The following is a 21,799-nucleotide window of genomic DNA, read 5'->3' as shown; positions in this document are numbered from 1 at the left end:
GCCTCGCTGACCCTGCTCGCGGCCGGCACTACCTGATTCAGGCCGGGATCCGACCCCGCATCACCAGCGCAGTTTGCGCCGCGCCAGCGCGGCCGCCAGTTGATCCATCGCCTGCTGTGCCTGTGCCTGCGGCAGATGGTGCAGGGTGAGTGCCACGTCGCCATGCGCACCGGCGGTGTCCAGTTGCAGGCTGCTGGTGCCCAGCACCTTGTCCAGCGGTGAACGCTGCAGGCGCAGGCCCTGCACCTTGTCCAGCTCGGCCCAGCGCCACCAGCGTTTCCACCAGCCGCCGCGCACGGCCACATAGTGCTCGTCCAGATACCAGCCCATGCGTGCCATCTGCCGGTGTGCGACCAACAACGCGACCGGCAGCCAGGCCAGCACGACCAGGCCCCACGGACCCCAGCGCCAGTACGCGGCGGCGGCCAGCAGCGGCACCAGCAGCAGCGCGCCCAGGCACAGCCGCCACCAGCCACGCTGCGGGATGGACTGCCATTGCGCCGGTGGCCAGTGCAGCTGGGGGAGCAGGTGCTGCACCAGTTGCGTGCAATGCTCGCGGGTTGCCAGCGGCGCCAGTTCGCGCAGGGCGCGGTCCTCATCACGCGAAGGGCCACCGGCGGCACTGTCGATGCGCAGCTGGCGCAGCCCGAACCAGCGCTGCAGGGTGCCTTCGCGCAGCGTCCAGGCCTGGATGCGGCGACGTGCCACGCTGCTGCGGGTGCGGCTGAGCATCCCGGCCGACACCGTCAGGCGGCGGTCCTGCTCGACGAGGGTGAAGCCGTGGTAACGCAACAGGGTCAGCACCACTGACAGCACGCGCAGCGCCAGCCAGCCCAGCAGCAGGGCCGCCGCCGCCAGCAGCAACGCGCCGGTCACGCCGGGATGCAGGTGGCTGGCATAGCCGAAGGCCTCGCGGCCGCCGCGCTGGATGGCGTCGTCCATCACCGGCCGCGGCACGGTCTGGAACAGGACGCCGAACGCGGCCACTGCCAGTGCCCAGCCGCGGTTGGAGAGCAGTCCCATGCGCACCACGTCCCAGCTGGACAGTCGCAGCAGTACGCGTTCGCTGTCGACGTCGGCAATGGGCGGTGCATCGACGGCGTCGTTGGCCTGCGGCGCCTGCCCGCGCTGGCGGACCAGCCGTTCCAGCGCCAGTGCCTGGTCCAGCTTCAGTACCCGCATCTCCGCTTCAGGGCACACACCGCCGGCCGATTCCAGGCGCAGCTCGGCCACCCCGAACAGGCGGTGCAGCGGGTTCTGCCGCACTTCCACGTTGTGGATGCGGGCGAACGGGATCTCGCGGCGGTTGCGCGCCAACAGGCCACTGCGCACGGTGATCGCATCGCTGCCGATGCGGTAGCGGTAGCTGAGGTACTGCATCACCGACACCAGGACCAGGGCGGCAATTGCCGTCAGCGGAATCAGCTGCGCCCACATCGGATCGCGGTCGCCGCGCTGGCCGAACACCAGCAGCGCGACCAGTGGCAGGAAGTAGTGGCGCAGCTGCATCAGCAGCACGAACAGCCACGACCACGGGTGCAGGCGGTGGTCCTCGGTACCGGTGGGCGGCGGTGCAGGCAGGGGCGGCGGCAGGCTCACAGGGCGTCGGCGTCCTGGTCGAGCTGGTGGGACAGGGTGTCGCGCAGGCGCTCGGCATCCGCCTCGTCCAGGCCGCTCACGGTCACCGCGCTCATGCGGGTGCCGGCGGTGTGCACGATCAGCGTGGCCAGGCCGGCACGGCGCTCCAGCGGGCCCCGGCGCAGATCGAGATGCTGCACTCGCGAAAGCGGGATGCGCGTCTCCAGCTGCCACATGAGGTCGCGGCGCAGGCCGAGGCCCTGTGCGTCCAGCCGCCAACGGGTGCGGACCAGGCGTCGACGGCCCAGCCACGCACCAAAAGCCACACCCATCAGCAGCCCGGCTGCAGCGGTCCACAGGCCACCGGGCAGATCGAAGAACCACGCCGCCGCCGCCAGTGGCAGGCCCGGGACGAACAGGCCGCCAAAGGCACCTTCCAGTGCGGCCAGGCGGGCTGCGCGTTGCGGCAGTGACTGCCAGTCGGTGGCGGGTGGTGCAGGAATCGTGGCGTCGGTCACGCGGGCTCCGTCAGGCAGCAGGGCGGGCGGTAGCGGCCGTGGCCGCACCGCGCAGACGGTAGCAGGTCGGCTGCGTTACTGGGCAGACTGGATCAGCGCATCGACATCCAGCAGGTGGCCGGCACGGTCGGCCTTGGTGCGCAGGTAGTTCTCGTTCTCGGCAGTGATCTCGCCGGTGACCGGAATGCAGTCCAGCACTTCGATGCCAGCATTGCGCAGGCGCTGTGCCTTGGTCGGGTTGTTGCTGAGCAGCGCCACGCGCGAAATGCCCAGGCCACGCAGCATCGCCACCGCGCTGCCGTAGCGCCGCTCGTCGGCACCGAAGCCCAGCTGCGCATCGGCGTCGATGGTATCCAGGCCGTCGTGCTGGTAGCCATAGGCGCGCATCTTGGCGGCGATACCGGTGCCGCGGCCTTCCTGGTCCAGGTACAGCAGCACGCCACCGCCCAGGTCCTTCAGCTTGCGCAGGCCACGCCGCAGCTGGTCGCCGCAGTCGCACTTGAGTGAACCGAACAGATCGCCGGTCAGGCACGAAGAATGCACGCGTACCGGCACCACTGCCGACAGGTCCGGCTCGCCGACGATGATCGCGACCTGGTCGCGCTGCGCCACGCCGCCGCGGAAGACTGCAAAGGTGGTCATGCCGACGTCGCGCAGCGGAACCGGCGAACGCGCCACCAGTTCGTAGTCGTGGGCCGCATGTGCTGCGCCTTCGGCCAGGTCGCACAGGGCCACCTCGGCCGCACCGTCGAAAGTGTGGTCATCGAGGTCCAGGCGCACCGCCACCATGGCCGGCAGCAGCAGACCCAGGCGGGCAAGCTCCACCGCGCCGGCATCGAAGGCGTCGCCGGCGCTCCAGCTTTCGGGCATCGGCCCGGGTTCGCGCAGGTAGCCCAGCGAGGGCAGAGCCTCGAAGGCCACGCCGCTCAGCGGCAGGCGCGCGCCCTGTGGTGCCTCCACGCCGAGCACGCGGGCGCGGGTGGCGGTCAGGAACAGGTAATGGCGCTCGCGGGCGGCAGCGGCGAAGGCGGCGAAGCTGCTGGTCGTGGCGCTGTCCAGCGCGATCACCGCCAGGCGCTGGCCCTGGCCATCGTGGAGCAGCACCGGGCGACCGGCGCGCAGTTCGGCCACCGCGCGTTCGCAGCGGATCGCGGCCGGATCGCCGAACAGGGAAGAAGCAGCAGGCATGGCAGGACCGGGGGAGGCGGACATCGCAGTCTCTATGGGGGCGCCGGCGTCGTATTCAACGTGGTGCGGCCAGTGGTCGCAGGCGGCCGTCAGTGGGGGTGTTCCTCAGTTGCGTACGGGTCTTCCTCGCTACTGCCCGGTGGCCGCAGCGTATAGCGCTTGTAGGTCCACTGGTACTGCGCCGGGTCGCGGCGGGCGATGCGTTCGATACCGGCGTTGAGGGCGGTGGCCGCCACCAGCGGGTCCGGATCGGCCACGGCCGGGTCGGTCGGCTCGATGTGCAGCGCGAACTCCATGTCCGGCCCGATGCGTTCGCACCAGCCATAGAGCACGGTGGCACCCGTGCGTTCGGCCAGCCGGTTGACCAGGGTCATGGTCAGCGCCTGCACGCCGAAGAACGGCACGAACACGCCATCGCCGGCCTTGGGTTGCTGGTCGGGCAGGATGCCGGTGGCGCCGCCGTCCTTGAGCACCTTGAACAGCTGGCGCACGGCCGGGCCTTCGGCGCGCACCTGCTGTACGTTCTGGCCGCCGCGCACCAGCTGCAGGAAGGCATCGCTGGCCTCGTCCTCCGGCGGCTTGTAGACGATGGCGATCTGCCCGCGCGAGGCCAGCCACTGGTTCAGCAGCTCCCAGTTGCCGAAGTGCGGCGCGGCCACGATCACGCCCTTGCCGCTGGCCAGGGCGGCGTCGTACAGGGCCTCGCCATGGCGCTGCTTCAGGTGCAGGCGCAGGTTGTCGGCCGGCGCCTGGCTCCACAGCCGCAGGGTTTCGATGGCCTGCAGCGCGGTGGAGCGCAGCAGATCACGGTGCAGGCGGTCGCGCGCGGCGCCATCCAGTTCCGGGTAGGCCAGTTCCAGGTTGCGCCGGGTGACGCGGCTCTCACGGGCATTGAGGGCGATCCATGCCCACGCCAGGGCGCGCGCGAATGCCCGCAGCAGCGGCCAGGGCAGGCGGGCGAACAGGGTGGTGGCGCGGTAGACCAGCCGGGCTTTGCGTTGCGGATTCATCGGCGCCAGTTTAGCCAAGGGCGCTGCTATCGTGGCCGGCCCTGTTCATTGGAAGCCCACGATGCTCGTCCTGATCCAGCGTGTCAGCCAGGCCGCCGTCCATGTCGACGATGAGGCCGTGGGGCAGATCGGCCCTGGCCTGTTGGCCCTGGTCGGCATGGAGCCGGGCGATACCGAGGCCCAGTTGCGGCGGATGGCCGAGCGCCTGCTGGGCTACCGGGTATTCGCCGACGAGGCCGGGAAGATGAACCGCTCGCTGCGCGATACGGGCGGCGGCCTGCTGCTGGTCAGCCAGTTCACCCTGGCCGCCGACACCCGTTCGGGCATGCGGCCGAGCTTCACCACGGCCGCGCCGCCGGAAGAGGCTGAACGCGGGTTCAACCGTTTTGTCGAGATCTGTCGTGAAAATCACGCGCCAGGGGTGGAAACGGGCCGATTTGGTGCCCATATGGTCGTCAGCCTGGTCAATGACGGTCCCGTGACCTTCCTTCTCCGGCCCTGAGCCTGCGGGACCACCGCCCGGCAGGCAGGGCCCCGGGCTGGTATAATGCTACGTTCCCTATTTCTCCCTGCCGGTGGCGCGAGCACTACATGGCCAACGAACGTCCTGCCCAATCCGAAATCAAGCAACTGATCAGCAAGGGCCTGGAACAGGGCTACCTGACCTACGCCGAAGTCAATGACCATCTGCCGGACGACATGGTCGACCCGGAACAGATCGAAGACATCATCGGCATGATCAACGGCATGGGCATCGATGTCCATGAAGTTGCGCCGGATGTGGAAACCCTGCTTCTCAACGATGGCAACACCGGCAACCGCGAAGTCGATGACACCGCGGCTGAAGAAGCTGCCGCTGCGCTGAGCGCGCTCGACACCGAAGGTGGCCGTACCACCGACCCGGTGCGCATGTACATGCGCGAAATGGGCACCGTCGAGCTGCTGACCCGCGAAGGCGAAATCGCCATCGCCAAGCGCATCGAGGAAGGCCTTTCGCAGGTCCAGGCGGCCCTGGGCCAGTTCCCGGTTTCGGTCGAGTCGCTGCTGAACGACTACGAAGCCCACAAGGAAGGCAAGAAGCGCCTGGCCGAAGTGATCGTCGGCTTCAACGACCTGGTCGACGAAGAGCCGGCGCCGCCGGCGGTCGCTGCCGATGACAGCGCCGATGCGGACGCCGAAGGCGACGAGGACGAGGACGACGATGTCGACGGTGGCGATGAAGAAGCCGCACCGACCGGTCCGGATCCGGAGGAAGTCGCCGCGCGCATGCAGGCGCTGAGCGATGCCTTCAACGCCTTCAAGAAGGCCGCGACCAAGGGCGACAAGAAGAACCTGCCGCGCCTGCGCGAGGAAATGTCGGCGGTGTTCGTCACCCTGAAGCTGCCGCTGCCGCTGACCGACGTGCTGACCAAGCAGCTGCGCGACACCATGGCATCGATCAAGGCCCATGAGCGCCGCGTGCTGAACCTGGCTACCGTTACCGCCCGCATGCCGCGCAAGGACTTCATCCGTTCCTGGGAAGGCAACCAGACCAACCTGGAGTGGGTGGAAGACGCACTGAAGCGCAAGCAGAAGTGGTCCTCGGCGCTGCGCGAAGTGAAGGACCAGATCATTGCCGAACAGCAGGCGACGATCGACATCGAGACGCTGACCCAGCTGGACCTGGAAGAGCTGAAGGAAATCAGCCGTGCCATGGCCTACGGTGAAGCCAAGGCGCGCAAGGCCAAGAAGGAAATGGTCGAGGCCAACCTGCGCCTGGTCATCTCCATCGCCAAGAAGTACACCAACCGTGGCCTGCAGTTCCTCGACCTGATCCAGGAAGGCAACATCGGCCTGATGAAGGCCGTGGACAAGTTCGAGTACCGCCGCGGTTACAAGTTCTCGACCTACGCCACCTGGTGGATCCGCCAGGCGATCACCCGCTCGATCGCCGACCAGGCGCGCACCATCCGTATTCCGGTGCACATGATCGAGACGATCAACAAGTTGAACCGCATTTCCCGCCAGATGCTCCAGCAGTACGGCCGCGAGGCTACGCCGGAGGAGCTGGCCAAGGAAATGGACATGCCGGAAGACAAGATCCGCAAGGTGATGAAGATCGCCAAGGAGCCGATCTCGATGGAAACCCCGATCGGCGACGACGAGGATTCCCATCTGGGCGACTTCATCGAGGACACCAACGTGGAGTCCCCGATCGAGAACACCACCAACATCAATCTGTCTGAAACCGTGCGCGACGTGCTGGCCGGCCTCACCCCGAGGGAAGCCAAGGTGCTGCGCATGCGCTTCGGCATCGACATGAACACCGACCACACGCTGGAAGAGGTCGGCAAGCAGTTCGACGTGACCCGCGAGCGCATCCGCCAGATCGAAGCGAAGGCCCTGCGCAAGCTGCGTCACCCGAGCCGCTCGGAGCAGCTGCGCAGCTTCCTGGATATCGATTGATTTCCAGCGGCTGTTGAAGCGTTGAGAGAAACCCCGCCTGGTGCGGGGTTTTTCTTTTTGGGGTGTGTGTGCTTTCTGTAGAGCCGAGCCAGCTGCTGTTTGCGATGACGTATCCAGCAGGTCTTCTCAACGGCTGCGCGTTTGCGCCGCTATTGGATTGGGAAGATGTGATGCGCGACGAGCGAGCGCGAGGATTCACTGGGATTCGCCCGAAGAGCGACGCTGGCGTTGCTGACGCAGTCTGGTGCTGGATTATTTGCTGGCTTCGGCGGCGACAACCAGAAGGGGCTGGAAGAGACCAGGAGGACTGTGGCGCTGTTCCACGCGCACCTGCGGCGGCAGGTGTGGTTTGCGGACGTGGCGGAGACGCGGTTGGGGCATGTGGCTGAGGCTCTTGCTGCTGCCGGGTAGCCGATCGAGCGCGGCCTCCACTACACTGTGACGCTGCGCCGGGCCTATAGCTCAACGGTTAGAGCAGGGGACTCATAATCCCTTGGTTCCAGGTTCGAATCCTGGTGGGCCCACCAACCGACCTCGCCTGACCGGTCGCAGGTCTCATCGCTCCCCAGCGCGACCTGCAGCGTCGGTACCATCTGATCCGCACACAGGGATCGACCATGGCCAGCACCGATACGCCGGTGGAAGACTTCACCAACGAAATCGAAGACAGCCGGCACCTGTTTGCCTGGTGCCTGGTCCACTATGGACAGGTGCCCGAGGCGCTGGCACTTGAACAGGCACGCCAACGCTATCCCGACCAGAGCCCCGGCCGCGATTACGAGCACGCGCTGATCTTCCACGACGAGCCCTGGCATTGGGCGATGCTGCAGGTGGAAGGGGAAGGTTATTGGCACCGGCGCCCGGAACTGGCGCAGCCATCGCTGGACTATGAAGCCGAATCGGACGCACTGTGCCTGGCCCGCGGTGAGCGGGTCCCACTGCTGGATGAGGACGAGTACCTTGGCGCGCTCGCGCATGCGCGCCACATGCGTGCATGGACGCTGGTCCATCAGACAGGTCGTTCGCCGGATGAAGCGCGCCAGGAGGCGCTCGGCCACTACGCATATCATCCGCGCCATCATCGCGGTCGATTTCAGGTTCATGATCCGCGTGATGGCTGGCGTCATGTGATGAGCGAATTGCATGGCGACGATTACTGGGCGCGACCAGAGTTGCGGGAACCGCCACAGGCCTATTGGAGCGAGTCCCGCGCCTTTGTTTCGGCGCAGGGAATCCGCTTGCCGGACCCTCCGGGCTGAGGCCTGCTCGGCAGGCGAAGGCGCAGCACCGTCGATCACCGCACTCTGTGCCGAATGACACATGCCCCGCCATTTCTGCTGGCGGGAAGATGGCGGCATCCCGAAGTGGAGTGATCTGATGCCTGGTACGCTCAGTCGTCGCGCCTTCCTGGCCAATGTCGCGGCTGTTCCGGCGGCCACGCTCATGCCCACCGGTGTTGCCACGGCGGCGCAGCCCACCGTCACCACCGGGAACCTGATCGAAGCGGAGCGCAGCGTGATCCGCTCCGCCATGCAAGGCAGCGGCATCGGTGCCGCTGCCGTCTGCCTGGTCGAGGGCGGGCAGGTGCGCTGGACTGAAGGCTTCGGTCACGTATCAGGCCAGGGTAGCGCGGCCGCGGACGCCAGTACGATGTTCAGCATCCAGTCCACCTCGAAGAATTTCGCGGCGGTGGCGGTGCTGTTGGCCGTGCAGGACGGCATTCTTGATCTGGATGCGCCCATTACCCGCTATCTGCCGTCGTTCACCGTGCGCAGTCGCTTCGAGCATTCCCCGCAGGAGCGCATCACCCTGCGCCTGCTGCTTGCCAATCGCGCGGGATTCACGCACGAGGCGCCGCTGGGCAACAATTACGAACCGGCGTCACCGGGCTTTGATGCGCACGTCCGCAGCATCTCGCAGACATGGCTGCGCTTTCCGGTGGGTACGCGCTATCGTTATTCCAACCTGGGCTTCGACCTTGCCGGTCATGTCCTTGAGCAGGTTGCGGGCATCGGCTATCCGGCCTGGCTGCAGCGCCGGATCTTCGAGCCACTGGGAATGCACGACAGTACAGCCGATGCGTCGGTCTACCTGGCAAGCAGGGGGCGGGCACTGGGAACCCAGGAAGGCCATGCGCAGGTGCCGCCGGTGACGCCGCTGGTGGTGTCGGGAGGCGTCTGGACCAGTGCCGCCGACATGGCGAAGTATCTTGGCTTCCTGCTCGGTGGCGGCCAAACCGGTGCGCAGCAACTGCTTGAGCCCCGTCTCTGGGACGAGATGCATGGTTTCGGCCTGGGCGGTGACTACGGCCTCGGTGTAATGCGCAGCGAACGCCTCTACGGTAGTACACCGGTGCGGCTGCTGCACCATCGCGGCGGAGGATTCGGATTCGGGTGCGTGTTCACCTACTGCAGGCAGGCCAACGTTGGATTTGCCGCGATGTTCAACCGCGCGACGTCCGCGGGGTACGGCATCGGCGAGCGTCTGATCGATCAGCTGCTGTCGGCGCGTTTCGGGCCCCGTCAGCCGCGTGTGCCGCTATCGTCCCTGGCGCCGATCAGGTTGAACCAGGACCAGATGCAGCGGATGGCGGGAGACTGGATAGGGCGCAGCGGCAAGGCGAAGATCGTGGTTGCCGGAAGCGGTGAACTGCAACTGCATCGTGGGGCGCAAGCTGTGGGCAGACGGTTTGCGGCCATCGACAGCGACCAGCTGTTCACCGCGGACACCGATGGAGAGGTTGCGACGTACCGTTACCATGCGGCGACGGAGATGCTGCCGGCGCACCTGGAATGTACGAACGGCGAGGATGGCCTGGACCAGAACGATCCCATCGATGGGTCCACCGGGCCGCGCGCGCCCCATTGGCAACCCTGGCTGGGGCGCTATCGCATCGACCAATGGGGAAAACCGTCGATGTCCGTTGTGCTGGAGCAGCGACAGGGCTGGCTGTACATCGATGGCATCCGCCTGGTCACTGAAGTGGAGCCAGGCCTGCTGTTCACCAGCGATGGCGAAGCGGTGGATTTCCGCAGCTCCCAGCCGACATGGCGCAACCTGCGTCTGCAGCGCGTCCAGCCCGTGGGCCAGGGATGATGGCGGCATGCCGCCATCATCCGCGCCGCCCACGCCCATCGATGCTGTAGCGCCCCGCCCCGGTGCAGGCCAGCAGCAGGAAGCCACCGGCAAGCCCCAGGTTCTTCAGGAACATGATCTGCTGGGTCGGGTCGGCAACGTTGTGGTGGAAGATGAAGGCGGTGACCAGGCTGAAGCCTGCCAGCACGATCGATACCAGCCGGGTCTGGAAGCCCAGCAGGATGCACAGGCCGCTGCCGATCTCGAAAGCAATGGTAGGCCACAGCAGGATGCCGGGTACCCCCATCGCTTCCATGTAGCCCTGGGTACCGCTGAGGTCGCCGAGCTTGCCGATGCCGGACACCAGGAACAGTGCCATCAGCAGGATGCGCGCAAGCAGGTAGGCGAGCGAATGCGATGAGTTGCTCACGTCGAAGTCCTCGGAGATGGCTGCCGAAGGCGATCGGAGCCCACCGGCAGTGAAGCCCGTGTCTACGTGCCGGGCAAGGCGGCTTGACAGCTGGCCGGCCGCAGGACACCTTTCCATCATGACGATCGATATTGAATCGCTCAGCCTTCGGGAGCTGGGCGCCTTGGTGGTTGCCGCTGAAAAGCGGAAACAGCTCATTTCCAGCCGCCGTCCGGCCAGCGCGGTGCGGCGGATGTTGAAGGCTGCCGCGGCCGAAGCCGGCTACACCCTCGAAGAACTCTTCGGTGGCGAAGCCTCGGAAACACCTGCGCCCGCCCGCAAACCCACCCGCCGTAAATCCGGCAAAGTCGCGCCCAAGTATCGCGACCCGGAATACAAGCGCCTGACCTGGACCGGTCGCGGGCGCATGCCGCGCTGGCTGGCGTCCAAGGTGTCGATGGGCCATAAGGCCACCGATTTCCTGATTCCTGGCTTGGCCAGGCCGACCGCTGGCAAGACCAGCACCATCGGCAAGCGGACTGTCATCAAGAAGGGATGAGGCTGCAGCACTGCTACCCTGCCCGGGTCTTTCAACCAAGGAGCACCGGATGGCACACGAGGGTGGCATGACGATCACGCCGAAAGTCCTGTACACAGCCGCAGGCGTGGCCGTGCTGGTCAGCCTGTTGGCCTGGGCGGTGGAGTGGAGCGGGATGGCCTATGTCTGCCCATACTGCCGCGTACAACGCACTGTCATCGGTGTGCTGGGCGTGCTGACATTGTTCGCGCGGCCGGGGAGCCTCATCGTGCCCTGGTTGTCGTACACAGCGGGCGGCTTCGCGTTCGTGGTTGCAGCGATGCAGCACTTCAACGGCTGGAAGCGCATTTCCGCCGGTGATTTCAGTTTCAACGCGCAGTGGTACATCGACCCGTGGCTGCTGTCAGGCTGCGCGATGCTGATCCTGGTAGCGCAGCTGATGCTGGTGCAGGCCGCCTGCCGGCGCAGCTTGCGCTGAGTGTTTCCACCCATGGCGTGGAACTACCCGTTCTGGAATACCGCCAACTGCGCAGCAAACGCGCGCTGATAGGCGGGACGCTGCGTCGCCCGTGCCACATAGGCCACCAGCAGCGGGTACTCGTCGAGCAGGCCGCTGCTCTTCAGGCGCAGCAGTACCGAGACCATCATCAGGTCGCCCACGCTGAACCCGCCGTCCAGCCACGCCGCCGCGCCCAACCACGCGGACAGTTGTGAGAGACGCATCCGCACGCGCTCGTCCAGCATCACCAATCGCCGTGCATACCAGGGCTGTTCGCGCTCCAGCACCCAGGCCATCGAGCGCTCGACGATGGGTGGCTCCACCGTATTCAACGCGGCGAACACCCACATGACTGCGCGCATGCGCGCATCCGGACCGACGGGGAGCAGGCCGGCATGCTGTTCGGCCAGGTGCAGGACGATCGCGCCGGATTCGAACAGGACCTGGTCGCCCTCCTGCCAGGTGGGAATCTGTCCGAAGGGATTCCGCGCCAGGTGGGCAGGTTGCTTCATTTCGGCGAAGGTCAGCAGCTGCACGTCATAGGGCACGCCCAGTTCCTCCAGCGCCCAGCGCACGCGCATGTCACGGGCCAGGCCCTGGCCGCGGTCGGGGGAGGTGGCAAAGGCGGTGAGGATGGGGGACATCGCGGCGCTCCTGCAGGCGGGAAGGCCTGTCTCTTCTGTTCCGACGAACGACGAGGGCGGAAATCGACATCCCTCGATGCGCTCTTCACCCCGCCCGATGCAGTTTCCGGTACTGGTCCGGCGTGCACTGTGCGTGCCGCTTGAACATCTCTGCGAAGGCGCTGACGCCGGAATAGCCCAGCTCCTCGGCAATCCGGCTGATCGGCCGGCGTGTGCACAGCGCTTCGGTGGCGCGCACGAACTTCACCCGACCGCGCCAGTCACCAAGTGACATGCCCAGCTCGCTGCGTGCCATGCGCTCCAGCTTGCGTACGCTCATGTGGTGCCGCTGCGCGATATCGGCGACCGACTCGGCTGCGGACAGGTGCTTCTCGATGTACGCCATCACCTGTTTCAGGGCATCGCTGCTGGCGATCGGCAGGAAGCTGGGCAGCACTGCGGCATTGAGGATCTGGTCGATCACCACGGCGGCCATGCACCGCTGGGCCGGCGTCCGCGGATCGGTCACGCCCTGTCGCGCCAGCTCGTGCAGCAGCTCGCGCAGCAATGGGCTGACTTCCAGCGCACTGCAACGCTCGGGCAGGCGGCGTGACAACGCCGGCGACAGGTAGGCCGAGCGATAGGCCAACCGCGACCGGTTGCGCGAATAGTGGGGCATTCCCGGTGGGATCCAGATCGCGTAATGGGGCGGGGACACCATCCACTCGCCGTCGATCTTCATCTCCATCACCCCTTGTGCGACGAAGTTGAACTGGCCCCAAGGATGGCTGTGCGTGCCCCAGTCGGTGGGCTCCATCGCACCCTGCCGGAAGTAGACCGGACCGGGCAGCTGGCGGAAGGTGGGGATGGGCTCCATCGGTTGCCGCAACCCGGGGTCGGAGTGACGCATTTTCAGGATGTCCTCGATATGCGCCAAGCGTACGCTTGCCATTCCCCCACGTACACCCACGCTCTTGAACTACCTCTTCCCAATCCTTGCCTGCCTGCTGTGGGGCGCGAATACCATCGTGACCAAGCTGGCCTCGGGCGCGGTCGGTCCCATCGATATTGGTTTCTTCCGCTGGCTGGTGGCGGCCATTGTCCTGTTGCCCTTCGCGCTGCCGCGGCTGCGCAACAACCTGCAGACCGTGCGTGCCAACCTTGGCCGCTTCCTGCTGCTGGGGTGCCTGGGCGGGGTGATGTACCAGTGCCTTGCGTACTATGCGGCGCACTTCACCTCGGCCACCAACATGGGCGTGATCCAGGCATTGATTCCACTGCTCGCATTGGCGTTGTCACGCGTGTTCATGGGCCATCCGGTGCGCGGTACCTCCATTGCCGGTGCGGTGATTTCCACTGTCGGGGTGGTGGCGGTGGTCTCGCAGGGCGACCTGGCACGATTGGCCGCTCAGGGCGTGAACCGCGGTGATGCGATCATGCTGATCGGTGCGTTGGCCTTTGCCGCCTACAACGTGCTGATGCAGCGCTGGAAGATCCCGCTGACGGTGCTGGAATCGTTGTTCCTGCAGGCCACCGCCGCGTCGCTGATCCTGTTGCCGGCGCAGCTGCTGGTCGGTACCGGGGTGAACAATCTCACTGCGGTCGGCTGCATCGGGTTTGCGGCAGTATGCGCGTCGATCCTGGCCCCACTGACCTGGATGACTGGATTGTCACGGTTGGGCGCAGCGCGTGTCTCCGGCTTCTTCAACCTGGTGCCGATCGTGACCGCCGCACTGGCCGTGCTGCTGCTGGGCGAATCGCTCAGTGGCTGGGTACTGGCAGGGGGCGTGCTGGCGGTATCCGGCGTGGTCTTCGCCGAGTACGCAGCGAAGCGCGCGACGATGGCGAGTGGGGGCGAAGCGTCCTGACGCGGTCAGGCCGGACCCGCGCGGACCTCAGCCGCGGCGTGTCGTCCCGCACAGCGCCTGCTCCACCTCCTGCTCCAGCGCGTCGGCGTCGTAGCCGCGCTTGCCCTGCAGGCTCAGGTACAGCGACAGCGGGTCCACGCGGTCACCGCTACCGGTGAAGGCAGGCGGATACGACCATATCTGCAACGTTCCGCTGCGCGTGCAGTCGGGGCCGGCTGCAGGCAGTGCCCCCAGCTTCCGCCAGGCATCGATGTACAGGGCGCGTGTGATGCCGTGGTCTTTCGACGGCACCGCAAGCATTGCTTCCGTCCCTGCCTGGGGGGCGGATTGAGCATGTCGGGCCAGAGCGTCGGCGACCTGTTCCCAGCAGACCTCCACTTCCTTCAGCACGGGGGAGCGCAGGAACGGCTGCGCTCTCGCCCAGACCTCGCCGCGGCTGCCGGCGAGTCTCAGGAAGCGTTCGCGTCCGCCGGTGGAGCGTTCGGCCAGTCCGCGACCGACCAGTTCAGCGGAGAGCCTCGACGCGGTCATCGAGGTGTATCCGGCAGCACGGCTGACCTCACGCGGTGACCACCAGCGTGCCTGGTCCGCCAGGAGTACGTGGATGAGCACGGCCTGCGCCGAAGGCAGCAGCGAAATCGCCTTCTTCTCGTGGTCGGGTGCATCGCGGAACTCGATCGCCAGGCTGGGGGCGTACAGCTGGTTGTGCGGTACCACGAAGTCGATATGGTTCTCGACCAGGAACCTGCGCTGGGTGGGGGTGAGGTACGGCGAGACATACAGCACCATGGCCTTTGCCGCTGAGCGCAGCACTTTCACATCCTGGATGACGCGGCTGCTGGATTCGCCCGGGACTCGTGGAACTGCCAGCATCGCCGGCGTTTCACCATAGAGGGTCAGCTCGGCGATGTGATAGCGCGAGGCCATGGTCTGCGGGATGAAGCGTGCCGCAGCCACGGGGCCGACCACCGAGGCCAGGCCGGGCAGGATCCGGCGCAGGTAGCGCTGCGCATCCATGACCAGATCGGTCAAGCCACTGTGTACTGCCGTTGTCATCGCTTGCTTCCCTTGGACCAGCCTCATTCCCGCAGCGGGGAGGGGGTGGTCCATCGCATTCAGTGGTGAATCCGGAGAGGTCGGGCGAGGTGGATGCCGCGCGGGCGATCCTCGCTTGCCTGCTCCATCTGCTGCCGTTGCGCCAGTGTTGCCGGGGATGTTGGAGATTGGGTCGAAGTAGCGTGGAGATTGGGTGGAGGTTGTGTGCGGCGTGGCCGGCGGAACTCCCCTTCCGCCGGCCACGTGCACGGACGCTACGGTCAGAAGCGCTGCGAGTACTTCACGTACACCGTGCGGCCGATATCGAAGCCGCCGTAGTAGGGGAAGGAACTCTGCGGCTTGGAGAACATGATCGGGCCGCGATGGTCGAACACATTGTTCGAGCCCACTGCCACGGTGCCATCCCAGGGCAGCCTGTAGCTGACCTGGATGTCGTGGAACGCATTCGAGCCGACCCTGCGCACGGCATCCGGTTCGCCGTTGGCGATGCGTTCGGGCGCGGTGCAGGGCCGGTTTGGCATGCAGCCTTCCATCATCCCGGAGTAGTAGCGCACCGTGTACTGGGCCGAGAGGTTGCCCAGCTGCCAGTTGACGCCGAGATTGGACCGCAGGCGGAACACCCCAGGGCGTCCAATACGACCGTCCATGATGGTGTCACCGGCCGAGTTCTGCTTCTCCTCGTCGTACTTGGAGACGTAGCTGTTCTGCAGGTCAAGGGTGAAGCGACCGAACGCGTACTCCGGCAGGCGGTAACGGATGCCCAGGTCCCACCCCTCGGTCTTCATCGCGCCGAGGTTGGTCAGGCCGTAGAACATGCTGGTGATGTGGCCATCAGCGGCACGCTTGACGCTGCCGCAGCGCGAGGCATTGCCCAGCACGTAGCAGTCACGGAGGATGCGATCGACGTTGTCCTCGATGATCATGTTGGTGATCTTGTAGCTGTACCAGTCCAGGTTGATGTCCAGACCGTTGACCCAGCGCGGGCTCCAGACCACACCGACGGTCTTGCTCTTGGACTCTTCCGGGCGCAGGTTCGGGTTCGAGCCCGTGGTGAACTCGTTCGGGGTGGCGCACGGGTAGCTGGTGCAGGGCTTCAGGCCCTGGGCCAGCTGCTCGTAGCCACGCGGAACACCGGCGGCGTTGCAGGCCGCGTTGCCGTTGACGCTGTTGGTGGCGCCGATGCCGCAGGGGTCCACGTAGGTTTCGAAGCTGGTGCCCAGGCCGCCATACAGGTCGGAGATGCTGGGAGCACGGAAGCCCTCGGCGAAGGTGCCGCGCACCATCAGCTCCTCGACCGGGCGCCAGGCGAAGCTGGACTTGGTGTTGGTGGTGCTGCCGAAGTTGCTGTAGTCGGAATAGCGTGCCGCAACGTTGACGGTCAGCTCCTTGGCGAACGGAAGGTCACGCAGCACCGGCACATTCACTTCGGCGAAGACTTCATTGAGGCTGTAACCGCCTGCAGTGGTCTGTGCCCCCAGTGCAGTGCTCTGGCGCGACTGGGCAAAGGCGTCGGGAACGTAGCGACCTTCTTCCTTGCGGTACTGGTAGCCCATCGCCACCGAGAGCTCGCCCGCCGGCAGTTCCAGCACCGGCCCGGAGATGTTGGCGAAGTAGCTTCGGGTCTTGGTGATGCCGGTATCGGTGAACGTGGGGAACAGGAAGCGCTGCAGTTCCGGGTCGGCAAGCGAGCCGGCGCCAGCAACGCCGTACGGCAGCAGCGGATTCCAGGCCAGGCAGCCGGCGATCGGTGCACCTGCGCTGCCACAGCGTGCTACACCGTTGCCATCAACAAAGGACTGTCCCAGCGCTTGGCGCGAGGCGATCAGGCTCATGTCACCACGGCCGGTTTTGGTCACCTCGTTGCGGTTGAACAGCGCGCCCACCTCCCAGTCGAACGTTTTGCTGGCCAGTTCGAAGTAGCCCGACAGCGTCGGTGCCACGCGCAGCGACTTCAGCTTGCTTTCGGTCGTGCGCGGAAGCTCCCACAGGCGGCGGTTGAAGGCGATGTCATGGCCGACCGGGTTGAACGCACTGTTGCCGGCCAGCGGCGTCCCGAACTTGGTCGATTCGTAGGGGTAGCCGGCAATCTGTTGGTCCGAGATACGCTCGTTGTAGCCGATATCGGTGGTGAAGGTGATCTGGTCACTCAGTGCATAGTCGGAGCTGAGGAACAGCGACCGGCGCTCGATGCCGGTCTGCACATGCATCTGCTCGTTGCCGTTGGAATACTCGGCCGGCGTGATCGGATGGTAATCGTTCGGGTTCTTCGGGTCGCCACCACGATTGAGTGTCTTGAACACGGAATTTCCGGTGGCACAGTCGTAAAGCGCCGGGTCACACCAGGAGCCGTTCTGGCTGAGGTCGCTCCAGCCCGCGCGCGGATAACCCGGCCCCGCACCACCATGCTTGGAGAACCAGCGGTCGCGGGCGAACACCGGGTCGGCCTTCTGGTATTCCAGGGCCAAGGTGTAGCCACCTCGCTCGCCGCGCGCGCCGGTAACGAGCGAGAACGTGCTGTCCTTGCCGTCGCCCTGGCTGAACTGGCCATGCTGCGCCGAAAGCTCCAGCCCCTCGACGCTCTTGCGGGTAATGATGTTGATGACGCCGGCGATGGCGTCGGATCCGTAGAGCACCGAGGCGCCATCCTTGAGCACGTCGATGCGCTCGACCGCGCTCATTGGAATCTGGCTCAGGTCCTGCAGGCCGCTGGTGCTGGCGCCCAGGCGCTTGCCGTTCACCAGCACCAGGGTGCGGGTGGCGCCGAGGTTGCGGATGTTTGCGTAGCTGCCGCCGACGTCTTCGCCGGACGACAGCGTGCGCGAACGCGAGAGCGCTGGTGCGCCGGCCGACGTGAGGTTCTGCAGGACGTCGGCGATGGTGGTGAAGCCCTGCTGCTCGATCATCTTGCGCGAGATGGCAAGCACCGGCTGCTGGGTTTCCACATCCACGCTGCGTATCGCCGATCCCGTCACCTGGATGCGGTCCAGGTTCTTCGGAGACTTCGCAGCGTCGTCCTGTGCATTGGCAGCCGGCGAGAAAACGGCAGCCAACACGGCGCCGATCCCTGCCGAAAGCAGAGTGTATTTGTAGTGCATTGTTTCTCTCTCCAAATCCGTTGTGTGGTCGCAATGCGCGCGGCGCTACGACCGGTCTGCATTCCGTTACCCGGAATCGAGAGGAACCTAACATCCCGCTCACATTTGAACTGCGTTATGGACGCGTTATCTTCGCGCGCCCTTGGCCGCCGTCCTGCACGGGGAGTGCACGTCGCGTCGACGTTGTGCAATATCGTTTCGCTTCAGTCTGGCAGCTCCTTTCCCGGCATACACAGGAGGCCGCCGATGAATACGCCTGGCAAGCCGAAACCCAGCTGGAAGCAATGGCATGTGCTGCTGGTGATTCTGGCGATTGCGCTGCTGATCAGTGTGATCATCGTCATCGCGCCATGGTGAGGCAGGCATCGCATGCGTGTTTTTCCGTGAACATTCAATGATGCCGGCAATGAATAAGTCAGCACGTGTTCCGCATGGTGATGTGTACATCAATTCGTACTCACCCGGCCGGCACACGAGGACGATGATAGTGAGGTCGAAGGCAGTGCCGACGCGCTGCCATTCTCCACTGACTTTCGAGCACACAGGAGCGACGCCATGAGCACCCAGTCCACCATCGAACATCGCCTCAACGACCTGATCGAGATCGCGCGTGATGGCAAGTCCTTCTATGAGGAAGCCGCAACGAAGGTAAAGGATGCCGAACTGTCGGCACTGTTCACCCGTATCGCCGGGGTGAAGGCGCGGATCGTCGCGGCGCTGAGTGGTTCGGTCGCCGCCAGCGGCGGCAAGCCGGCCGAGCACGGCACCATGGTCGGTTCGATGCAGCAGTTCTACGGCAAGGTGCGCGCCGCGTTTGGTGATACCAACTACGGCTACGTGGCCGAACTGGAAGAATCCGAAGACCGCCTGCTGGGCGCGTTCAAGGATGTGCTGCAGGACAACGATCTGCCGCCCGCGGTGCGCCAGGAAGTGACCCAGCTGCTGCCGGATGTGCAGGAGTGCCACAACGTCATGCGGGCACGCAAGCACGCCATGAAGGCTGCCTGACGTCCCGCGCCGGGCGGCCGATCGCGGCCGTCGAGCCCCGGAGGCGCGTCATGGCCCGGGAACCTTCGCAGCCCGGCAGGGCTGCGAAGGACCGGGCGTCCGGCCCCGTTTCCATGGTTATACTTGGCCGAGTCCAGGGAACAGGCGCGGCATGACGAAGGGGGCTTCGTCCAGCATCAACGTCAATCGCCAACCGGATGCAGTCGCGTCCGGTTTTGTGCGTGTGCGCGGTTTGCTGTGATGTGCGCTTCGCCGGTCTTTCCGTTGCCTGATCCTGGTTGTCCCATCGCCATCCATTGCGAACAGGCCCACTGACTATGCGTCGAGTCAATGCACTTTCCGCGATGATGTTGCTGGGCACGGTTGTGGGAAGTGCGGGGGCGCAGTCCTACAGCAAGACCAACGTCATCACCTATCACGATGATCTGTCGAAGTGGGTGCTTGGCCAGGTCCGGACGTCGGTCAACCAGGACACGGGCCGGACCGAGTCCCAGGTGGATTATGACCCGGCCACCGCGAAGCCCCAGCGGATCCATGCCTTCGGCCAGCTCCAGCAGACCATTCACTACAACAGCGACGGTACCGTTCGCGCCGTGGTGGACGGGCGTGGCAATACGGTGAGCCTGTCCGGCTGGAAGCGCGGCATCCCCGGGAACATCCAGTATGCGGATGGTTCGACCCAGTCTGCCGGCGTGGATGACAATGGCTGGATACGCTGGATCACCGATGGCCGGGGCAACACCACGCGTTACGACTACGACGCGATGGGGCGCATGTCGCTGGTCGACTACCCCGACGGCGATACGGTGGACTGGGCGTCCACCACGACACAGTTTGCCCAGGTGGGCGGCGCCGAGTACGGCATTCCTGCCGGTCACTGGCGGCAGACGGTCAGCACCGGCAATGCGCGCAAGGTCACCTACTACGATGCGCTGTGGCGCCCATTGCTGGTGCGCGAGTACGACGCGGGCAATGAAGCCGGCACGCAGCGGGCCTCGGTGACCGCCTATGACACGGAGGGGCGGGTCACCTTCCAGTCCTATCCTGTCGCGGGGGTCGGTACGGTCCAGGACGCCGGAACTGGCGTCCGTACGACGTACGACTCACTTGGGCGGGTGGTCCAGGTCAGCCAGGATTCCGAGATTGGCGCGCTGGTCAGCACAACCGAGTACCTGCCGGGGCGGCGCGTGCGCACGACCAATGCCAGGGGTATCCCGACCGTCGTGACCTACACCGGTGCAGATGCCGCGAAGCTTGACTGGCCGGTACGTATCGAACTGGCAGAGGGAGCCGTGCTGGATATCCCGCGGGACGTCTTCGGCAAGCCGACGTCGATCACCCGCAGGGCCAGCAATGGCTCGGTGACGTCGACCCGGCGCTATGTCTACGATGCGGCGCAGCGGTTGTGCAAGACGATCGAACCGGAAACCGGCGCCACCGTATTTGACTACGACGCCGCATCGAACCCGGTTGGAAGCGCGCAGGGGTTGGACCTGTCCGATGCAGGCAACTGCAACCAGGACATTGCCGCGGCGAGCGGGCGCCGGGTGGTGCGTTCCTATGACGCACGCAACCGGCTCGCATCACTGCAGTTCCCCGACGGCAATGGCAACCAGCGCTGGAGCTACTGGCCCGATGGCCTGGTCAAGCAGGTCACCACGTTGAACGCCGGGGTGGAGACGCATAACAGCTATGCGTACAACCGTCGCGGGCTGCTCATCGGTGAGGTGCAGAGCCCCACCGATGGCGAAGCGCTGGCGATGGGGTATGCCTACGACGCACTGGGCAACCTGTCCGCGCATCGCTATCCCTCCGGCAACGTGGTCGCGTATGCGCCCAACGCGCTGGGACAGGCCGGGCAGGCGGGCTCCTACGCCGCTGGCGTGGTCTATTACCCCAACGGGGCGATTCGTCAGTTCACCTATGGCAACGGCATTGTCCACTCGATGGTGCAGAACGCGCGCCAGTTGCCGGATGAAAGCCAGGACACGCTTGGCGCAACCCGGATCCTCAGCGACGGCTACGACTACGATGCGGTCGGCAATGTGATGGCAATCACTGACGGTGCCACCGGCCGCAACCAGCGTGGCAACCGCAATCTGGGCTATGACGCGCTGGATCGGCTCGTTTCGGCTTCCTCGCCCATGTTCGGCTCGGCGAGCTACAGCTATGACGCGTTGGACAACCTCACGCGGGTGACGATTCTCGGCCGTGACCATCACTACTGCTATGACAACGCCTGGCGCTTGACCAACGTGAAGGTCAACGGTTGCGGAGGGTCAACCGTGGTCGGCCTGGCCTACGATGCGCAGGGCAATCTGCGGGCGAAGAACGGGCAGCCGTTTACCTTCGACTTCGGCAACCGGCTGCGTGCGGCGGCAGGTTCCGAGAGCTACCGTTACGATGCTGACGGTCGCCGCACACAGACAGACTCATCGTTCGGACGGATCACCTCGATGTACGACCACGCCGGCGTCCTCCGCTACCAGGCGAGCGAGCGCGAGGACAAACGGACCGATTACATCACGCTGGGCGGAAGCCTGGTCGCCAAGGCAGCGGTGCCGATGCGGCGTTCGCCGGCCGCGAAGGACTTCGTTGGGTGGTCGCCTGTGGCCTCTGCCGTCCGCTACGTCGTCGAGGAAAGCGTGGACGGGGTGACCTGGACCACGGTCTACGAAGGCAACGCCGCGAACTGGACGTCTGCCGCACGCCCTGCCACCAGCTATGCGTATCGCGTGCTTGCCTGTGGCGCCACGGGGAGCTGCACGCCGGTGCCCGATGTCTCGCATGTCCAGCGTCCGCAGGGTGACATCGTGCCCCTGCTGTACCAGCTGCTGCTGGGCTGAGCGTAGCGGACCGCACGGGGCGCAGTGCACCGTCAACCGGTTG

The 21,799-nt window shown here is 65.7% G+C and carries 18 protein-coding genes and 1 tRNA gene; 10 read left to right on the top strand and 9 right to left on the bottom strand.

Features of this window, described 5'->3' with window-relative positions:
- Positions 1–60: 60 nt before the first annotated feature.
- The 4 genes from CKW06_RS20655 to CKW06_RS20640 all read right to left on the bottom strand — a co-directional run bounded on the left by CKW06_RS20655 (position 61) and on the right by CKW06_RS20640 (position 4,294).
- Entirely contained in the window at positions 61–1,599 is a 1,539-nt protein-coding gene (locus CKW06_RS20655; protein WP_024957904.1) for a PH domain-containing protein, read from the bottom strand.
- Positions 1,596–2,096 (bottom strand): PH domain-containing protein, encoded by a 501-nt coding sequence (locus CKW06_RS20650; RefSeq protein ID WP_005411183.1) that lies wholly within the window; start codon positions 2,094–2,096, stop codon positions 1,596–1,598. The genes CKW06_RS20655 and CKW06_RS20650 overlap by 4 nt, the downstream gene beginning before the upstream one ends.
- 75 nt (positions 2,097–2,171) lie before the next feature.
- Positions 2,172–3,308, bottom strand: coding sequence for a GTP cyclohydrolase II RibA (ribA, locus tag CKW06_RS20645; protein ID WP_024957905.1), 1,137 nt, complete (start codon positions 3,306–3,308; stop codon positions 2,172–2,174).
- Positions 3,309–3,373: 65 nt separating this feature from the next.
- On the bottom strand, positions 3,374–4,294 hold the full coding sequence (locus CKW06_RS20640) for a lauroyl acyltransferase (protein ID WP_005411181.1): 921 nt from the start codon (positions 4,292–4,294) through the stop codon (positions 3,374–3,376).
- 61 nt (positions 4,295–4,355) lie between these two features.
- On the opposite strand from CKW06_RS20640, the gene dtd reads away from it, so the two are divergent.
- The 5 genes from dtd (at position 4,356) to CKW06_RS20610 (ending at position 9,835) form a co-directional block, all read left to right on the top strand.
- Positions 4,356–4,796, top strand: coding sequence for a D-aminoacyl-tRNA deacylase (gene dtd, locus CKW06_RS20635; protein WP_005411180.1), 441 nt, complete (start codon positions 4,356–4,358; stop codon positions 4,794–4,796).
- An 89-nt stretch (positions 4,797–4,885) separates the two neighbouring features.
- A complete protein-coding gene (rpoD, locus tag CKW06_RS20630) occupies positions 4,886–6,739 on the top strand; it encodes an RNA polymerase sigma factor RpoD (protein WP_005411179.1) in 1,854 nt (617 codons plus the stop codon).
- 451 nt (positions 6,740–7,190) lie between these two features.
- Positions 7,191–7,266: transfer RNA gene (locus tag CKW06_RS20620), tRNA-Ile, on the top strand.
- Positions 7,267–7,356: 90 nt separating this feature from the next.
- The gene (locus CKW06_RS20615) at positions 7,357–7,998 is read left to right on the top strand and encodes a hypothetical protein (protein ID WP_024957906.1); all 642 of its coding nucleotides are present in this window, start codon (positions 7,357–7,359) and stop codon (positions 7,996–7,998) included.
- Positions 7,999–8,059: 61 nt separating this feature from the next.
- A complete protein-coding gene (locus tag CKW06_RS20610; RefSeq protein WP_231910818.1) occupies positions 8,060–9,835 on the top strand; it encodes a serine hydrolase domain-containing protein in 1,776 nt (591 codons plus the stop codon).
- Positions 9,836–9,851: 16 nt separating this feature from the next.
- Here CKW06_RS20610 and CKW06_RS20605 read toward each other — a convergent pair whose 3' ends face one another.
- Complete coding sequence (locus CKW06_RS20605) at positions 9,852–10,244, bottom strand: DoxX family protein (RefSeq protein ID WP_012481352.1); 393 nt, start codon at positions 10,242–10,244, stop codon at positions 9,852–9,854.
- 118 nt (positions 10,245–10,362) lie between these two features.
- On the opposite strand from CKW06_RS20605, the gene CKW06_RS20600 reads away from it, so the two are divergent.
- On the top strand, positions 10,363–10,782 hold the full coding sequence (locus CKW06_RS20600) for an H-NS histone family protein (protein WP_024957908.1): 420 nt from the start codon (positions 10,363–10,365) through the stop codon (positions 10,780–10,782).
- A gap of 49 nt (positions 10,783–10,831) precedes the next feature.
- The gene (locus CKW06_RS20595; protein WP_024957909.1) at positions 10,832–11,239 is read left to right on the top strand and encodes a hypothetical protein; all 408 of its coding nucleotides are present in this window, start codon (positions 10,832–10,834) and stop codon (positions 11,237–11,239) included.
- Between the two features lie 23 nt (positions 11,240–11,262).
- Here the strand turns inward: CKW06_RS20595 and CKW06_RS20590 are convergent, their stop codons facing one another.
- Positions 11,263–11,904, bottom strand: a complete 642-nt coding sequence (locus tag CKW06_RS20590; RefSeq protein ID WP_024957910.1) for a glutathione S-transferase family protein — start codon at positions 11,902–11,904, stop codon at positions 11,263–11,265.
- Between the two features lie 85 nt (positions 11,905–11,989).
- A complete protein-coding gene (locus CKW06_RS20585) occupies positions 11,990–12,793 on the bottom strand; it encodes an AraC family transcriptional regulator (RefSeq protein ID WP_024957911.1) in 804 nt (267 codons plus the stop codon).
- A 64-nt stretch (positions 12,794–12,857) separates the two neighbouring features.
- On the opposite strand from CKW06_RS20585, the gene CKW06_RS20580 reads away from it, so the two are divergent.
- Positions 12,858–13,751, top strand: a complete 894-nt coding sequence (locus tag CKW06_RS20580) for a DMT family transporter (protein WP_024957912.1) — start codon at positions 12,858–12,860, stop codon at positions 13,749–13,751.
- A gap of 27 nt (positions 13,752–13,778) precedes the next feature.
- Here CKW06_RS20580 and CKW06_RS20575 read toward each other — a convergent pair whose 3' ends face one another.
- Both CKW06_RS20575 and CKW06_RS20570 read right to left on the bottom strand, forming a co-directional pair.
- Positions 13,779–14,807, bottom strand: coding sequence for a hypothetical protein (locus tag CKW06_RS20575; protein WP_024957913.1), 1,029 nt, complete (start codon positions 14,805–14,807; stop codon positions 13,779–13,781).
- A 260-nt stretch (positions 14,808–15,067) separates the two neighbouring features.
- Positions 15,068–17,902 (bottom strand): TonB-dependent receptor, encoded by a 2,835-nt coding sequence (locus CKW06_RS20570; RefSeq protein ID WP_024957914.1) that lies wholly within the window; start codon positions 17,900–17,902, stop codon positions 15,068–15,070.
- A gap of 555 nt (positions 17,903–18,457) precedes the next feature.
- Between CKW06_RS20570 and CKW06_RS20565 the strand changes: the two genes are divergently transcribed.
- Together CKW06_RS20565 and CKW06_RS20560 are read left to right on the top strand one after the other, a co-directional pair.
- Positions 18,458–18,910, top strand: coding sequence for a PA2169 family four-helix-bundle protein (locus tag CKW06_RS20565; RefSeq protein ID WP_005411167.1), 453 nt, complete (start codon positions 18,458–18,460; stop codon positions 18,908–18,910).
- Positions 18,911–19,254: 344 nt separating this feature from the next.
- Positions 19,255–21,756, top strand: a complete 2,502-nt coding sequence (locus CKW06_RS20560) for an RHS repeat domain-containing protein (protein ID WP_231910816.1) — start codon at positions 19,255–19,257, stop codon at positions 21,754–21,756.
- The last annotated feature ends 43 nt before the right edge of the window (positions 21,757–21,799 follow it).

The sequence above is a fragment of the Stenotrophomonas maltophilia genome (genome assembly GCF_900186865.1).
Lineage (GTDB): Bacteria > Pseudomonadota > Gammaproteobacteria > Xanthomonadales > Xanthomonadaceae > Stenotrophomonas > Stenotrophomonas maltophilia.
Note: the sequence above shows the minus strand (reverse complement) of the source record. Positions and strands in the feature narration are given on the sequence as shown.

Coding starts and splice junctions, on each gene's coding strand:
- ribA (WP_024957905.1), bottom strand. CDS start 3,308: ATGTCCGCCTCCCCCGGTCCTGCCATGCCTGCTGCTTCTTCCCTGTTC.
- CKW06_RS20590 (WP_024957910.1), bottom strand. CDS start 11,904: ATGTCCCCCATCCTCACCGCCTTTGCCACCTCCCCCGACCGCGGCCAG.
- CKW06_RS20570 (WP_024957914.1), bottom strand. CDS start 17,902: ATGCACTACAAATACACTCTGCTTTCGGCAGGGATCGGCGCCGTGTTG.
- CKW06_RS20585 (WP_024957911.1), bottom strand. CDS start 12,793: ATGCGTCACTCCGACCCCGGGTTGCGGCAACCGATGGAGCCCATCCCC.
- CKW06_RS20595 (WP_024957909.1), top strand. CDS start 10,832: ATGGCACACGAGGGTGGCATGACGATCACGCCGAAAGTCCTGTACACA.
- CKW06_RS20640 (WP_005411181.1), bottom strand. CDS start 4,294: ATGAATCCGCAACGCAAAGCCCGGCTGGTCTACCGCGCCACCACCCTG.
- CKW06_RS20575 (WP_024957913.1), bottom strand. CDS start 14,807: ATGACAACGGCAGTACACAGTGGCTTGACCGATCTGGTCATGGATGCG.
- CKW06_RS20600 (WP_024957908.1), top strand. CDS start 10,363: ATGACGATCGATATTGAATCGCTCAGCCTTCGGGAGCTGGGCGCCTTG.
- CKW06_RS20615 (WP_024957906.1), top strand. CDS start 7,357: ATGGCCAGCACCGATACGCCGGTGGAAGACTTCACCAACGAAATCGAA.
- CKW06_RS20565 (WP_005411167.1), top strand. CDS start 18,458: ATGAGCACCCAGTCCACCATCGAACATCGCCTCAACGACCTGATCGAG.
- dtd (WP_005411180.1), top strand. CDS start 4,356: ATGCTCGTCCTGATCCAGCGTGTCAGCCAGGCCGCCGTCCATGTCGAC.
- CKW06_RS20610 (WP_231910818.1), top strand. CDS start 8,060: ATGCCCCGCCATTTCTGCTGGCGGGAAGATGGCGGCATCCCGAAGTGG.
- CKW06_RS20560 (WP_231910816.1), top strand. CDS start 19,255: ATGATGTTGCTGGGCACGGTTGTGGGAAGTGCGGGGGCGCAGTCCTAC.
- rpoD (WP_005411179.1), top strand. CDS start 4,886: ATGGCCAACGAACGTCCTGCCCAATCCGAAATCAAGCAACTGATCAGC.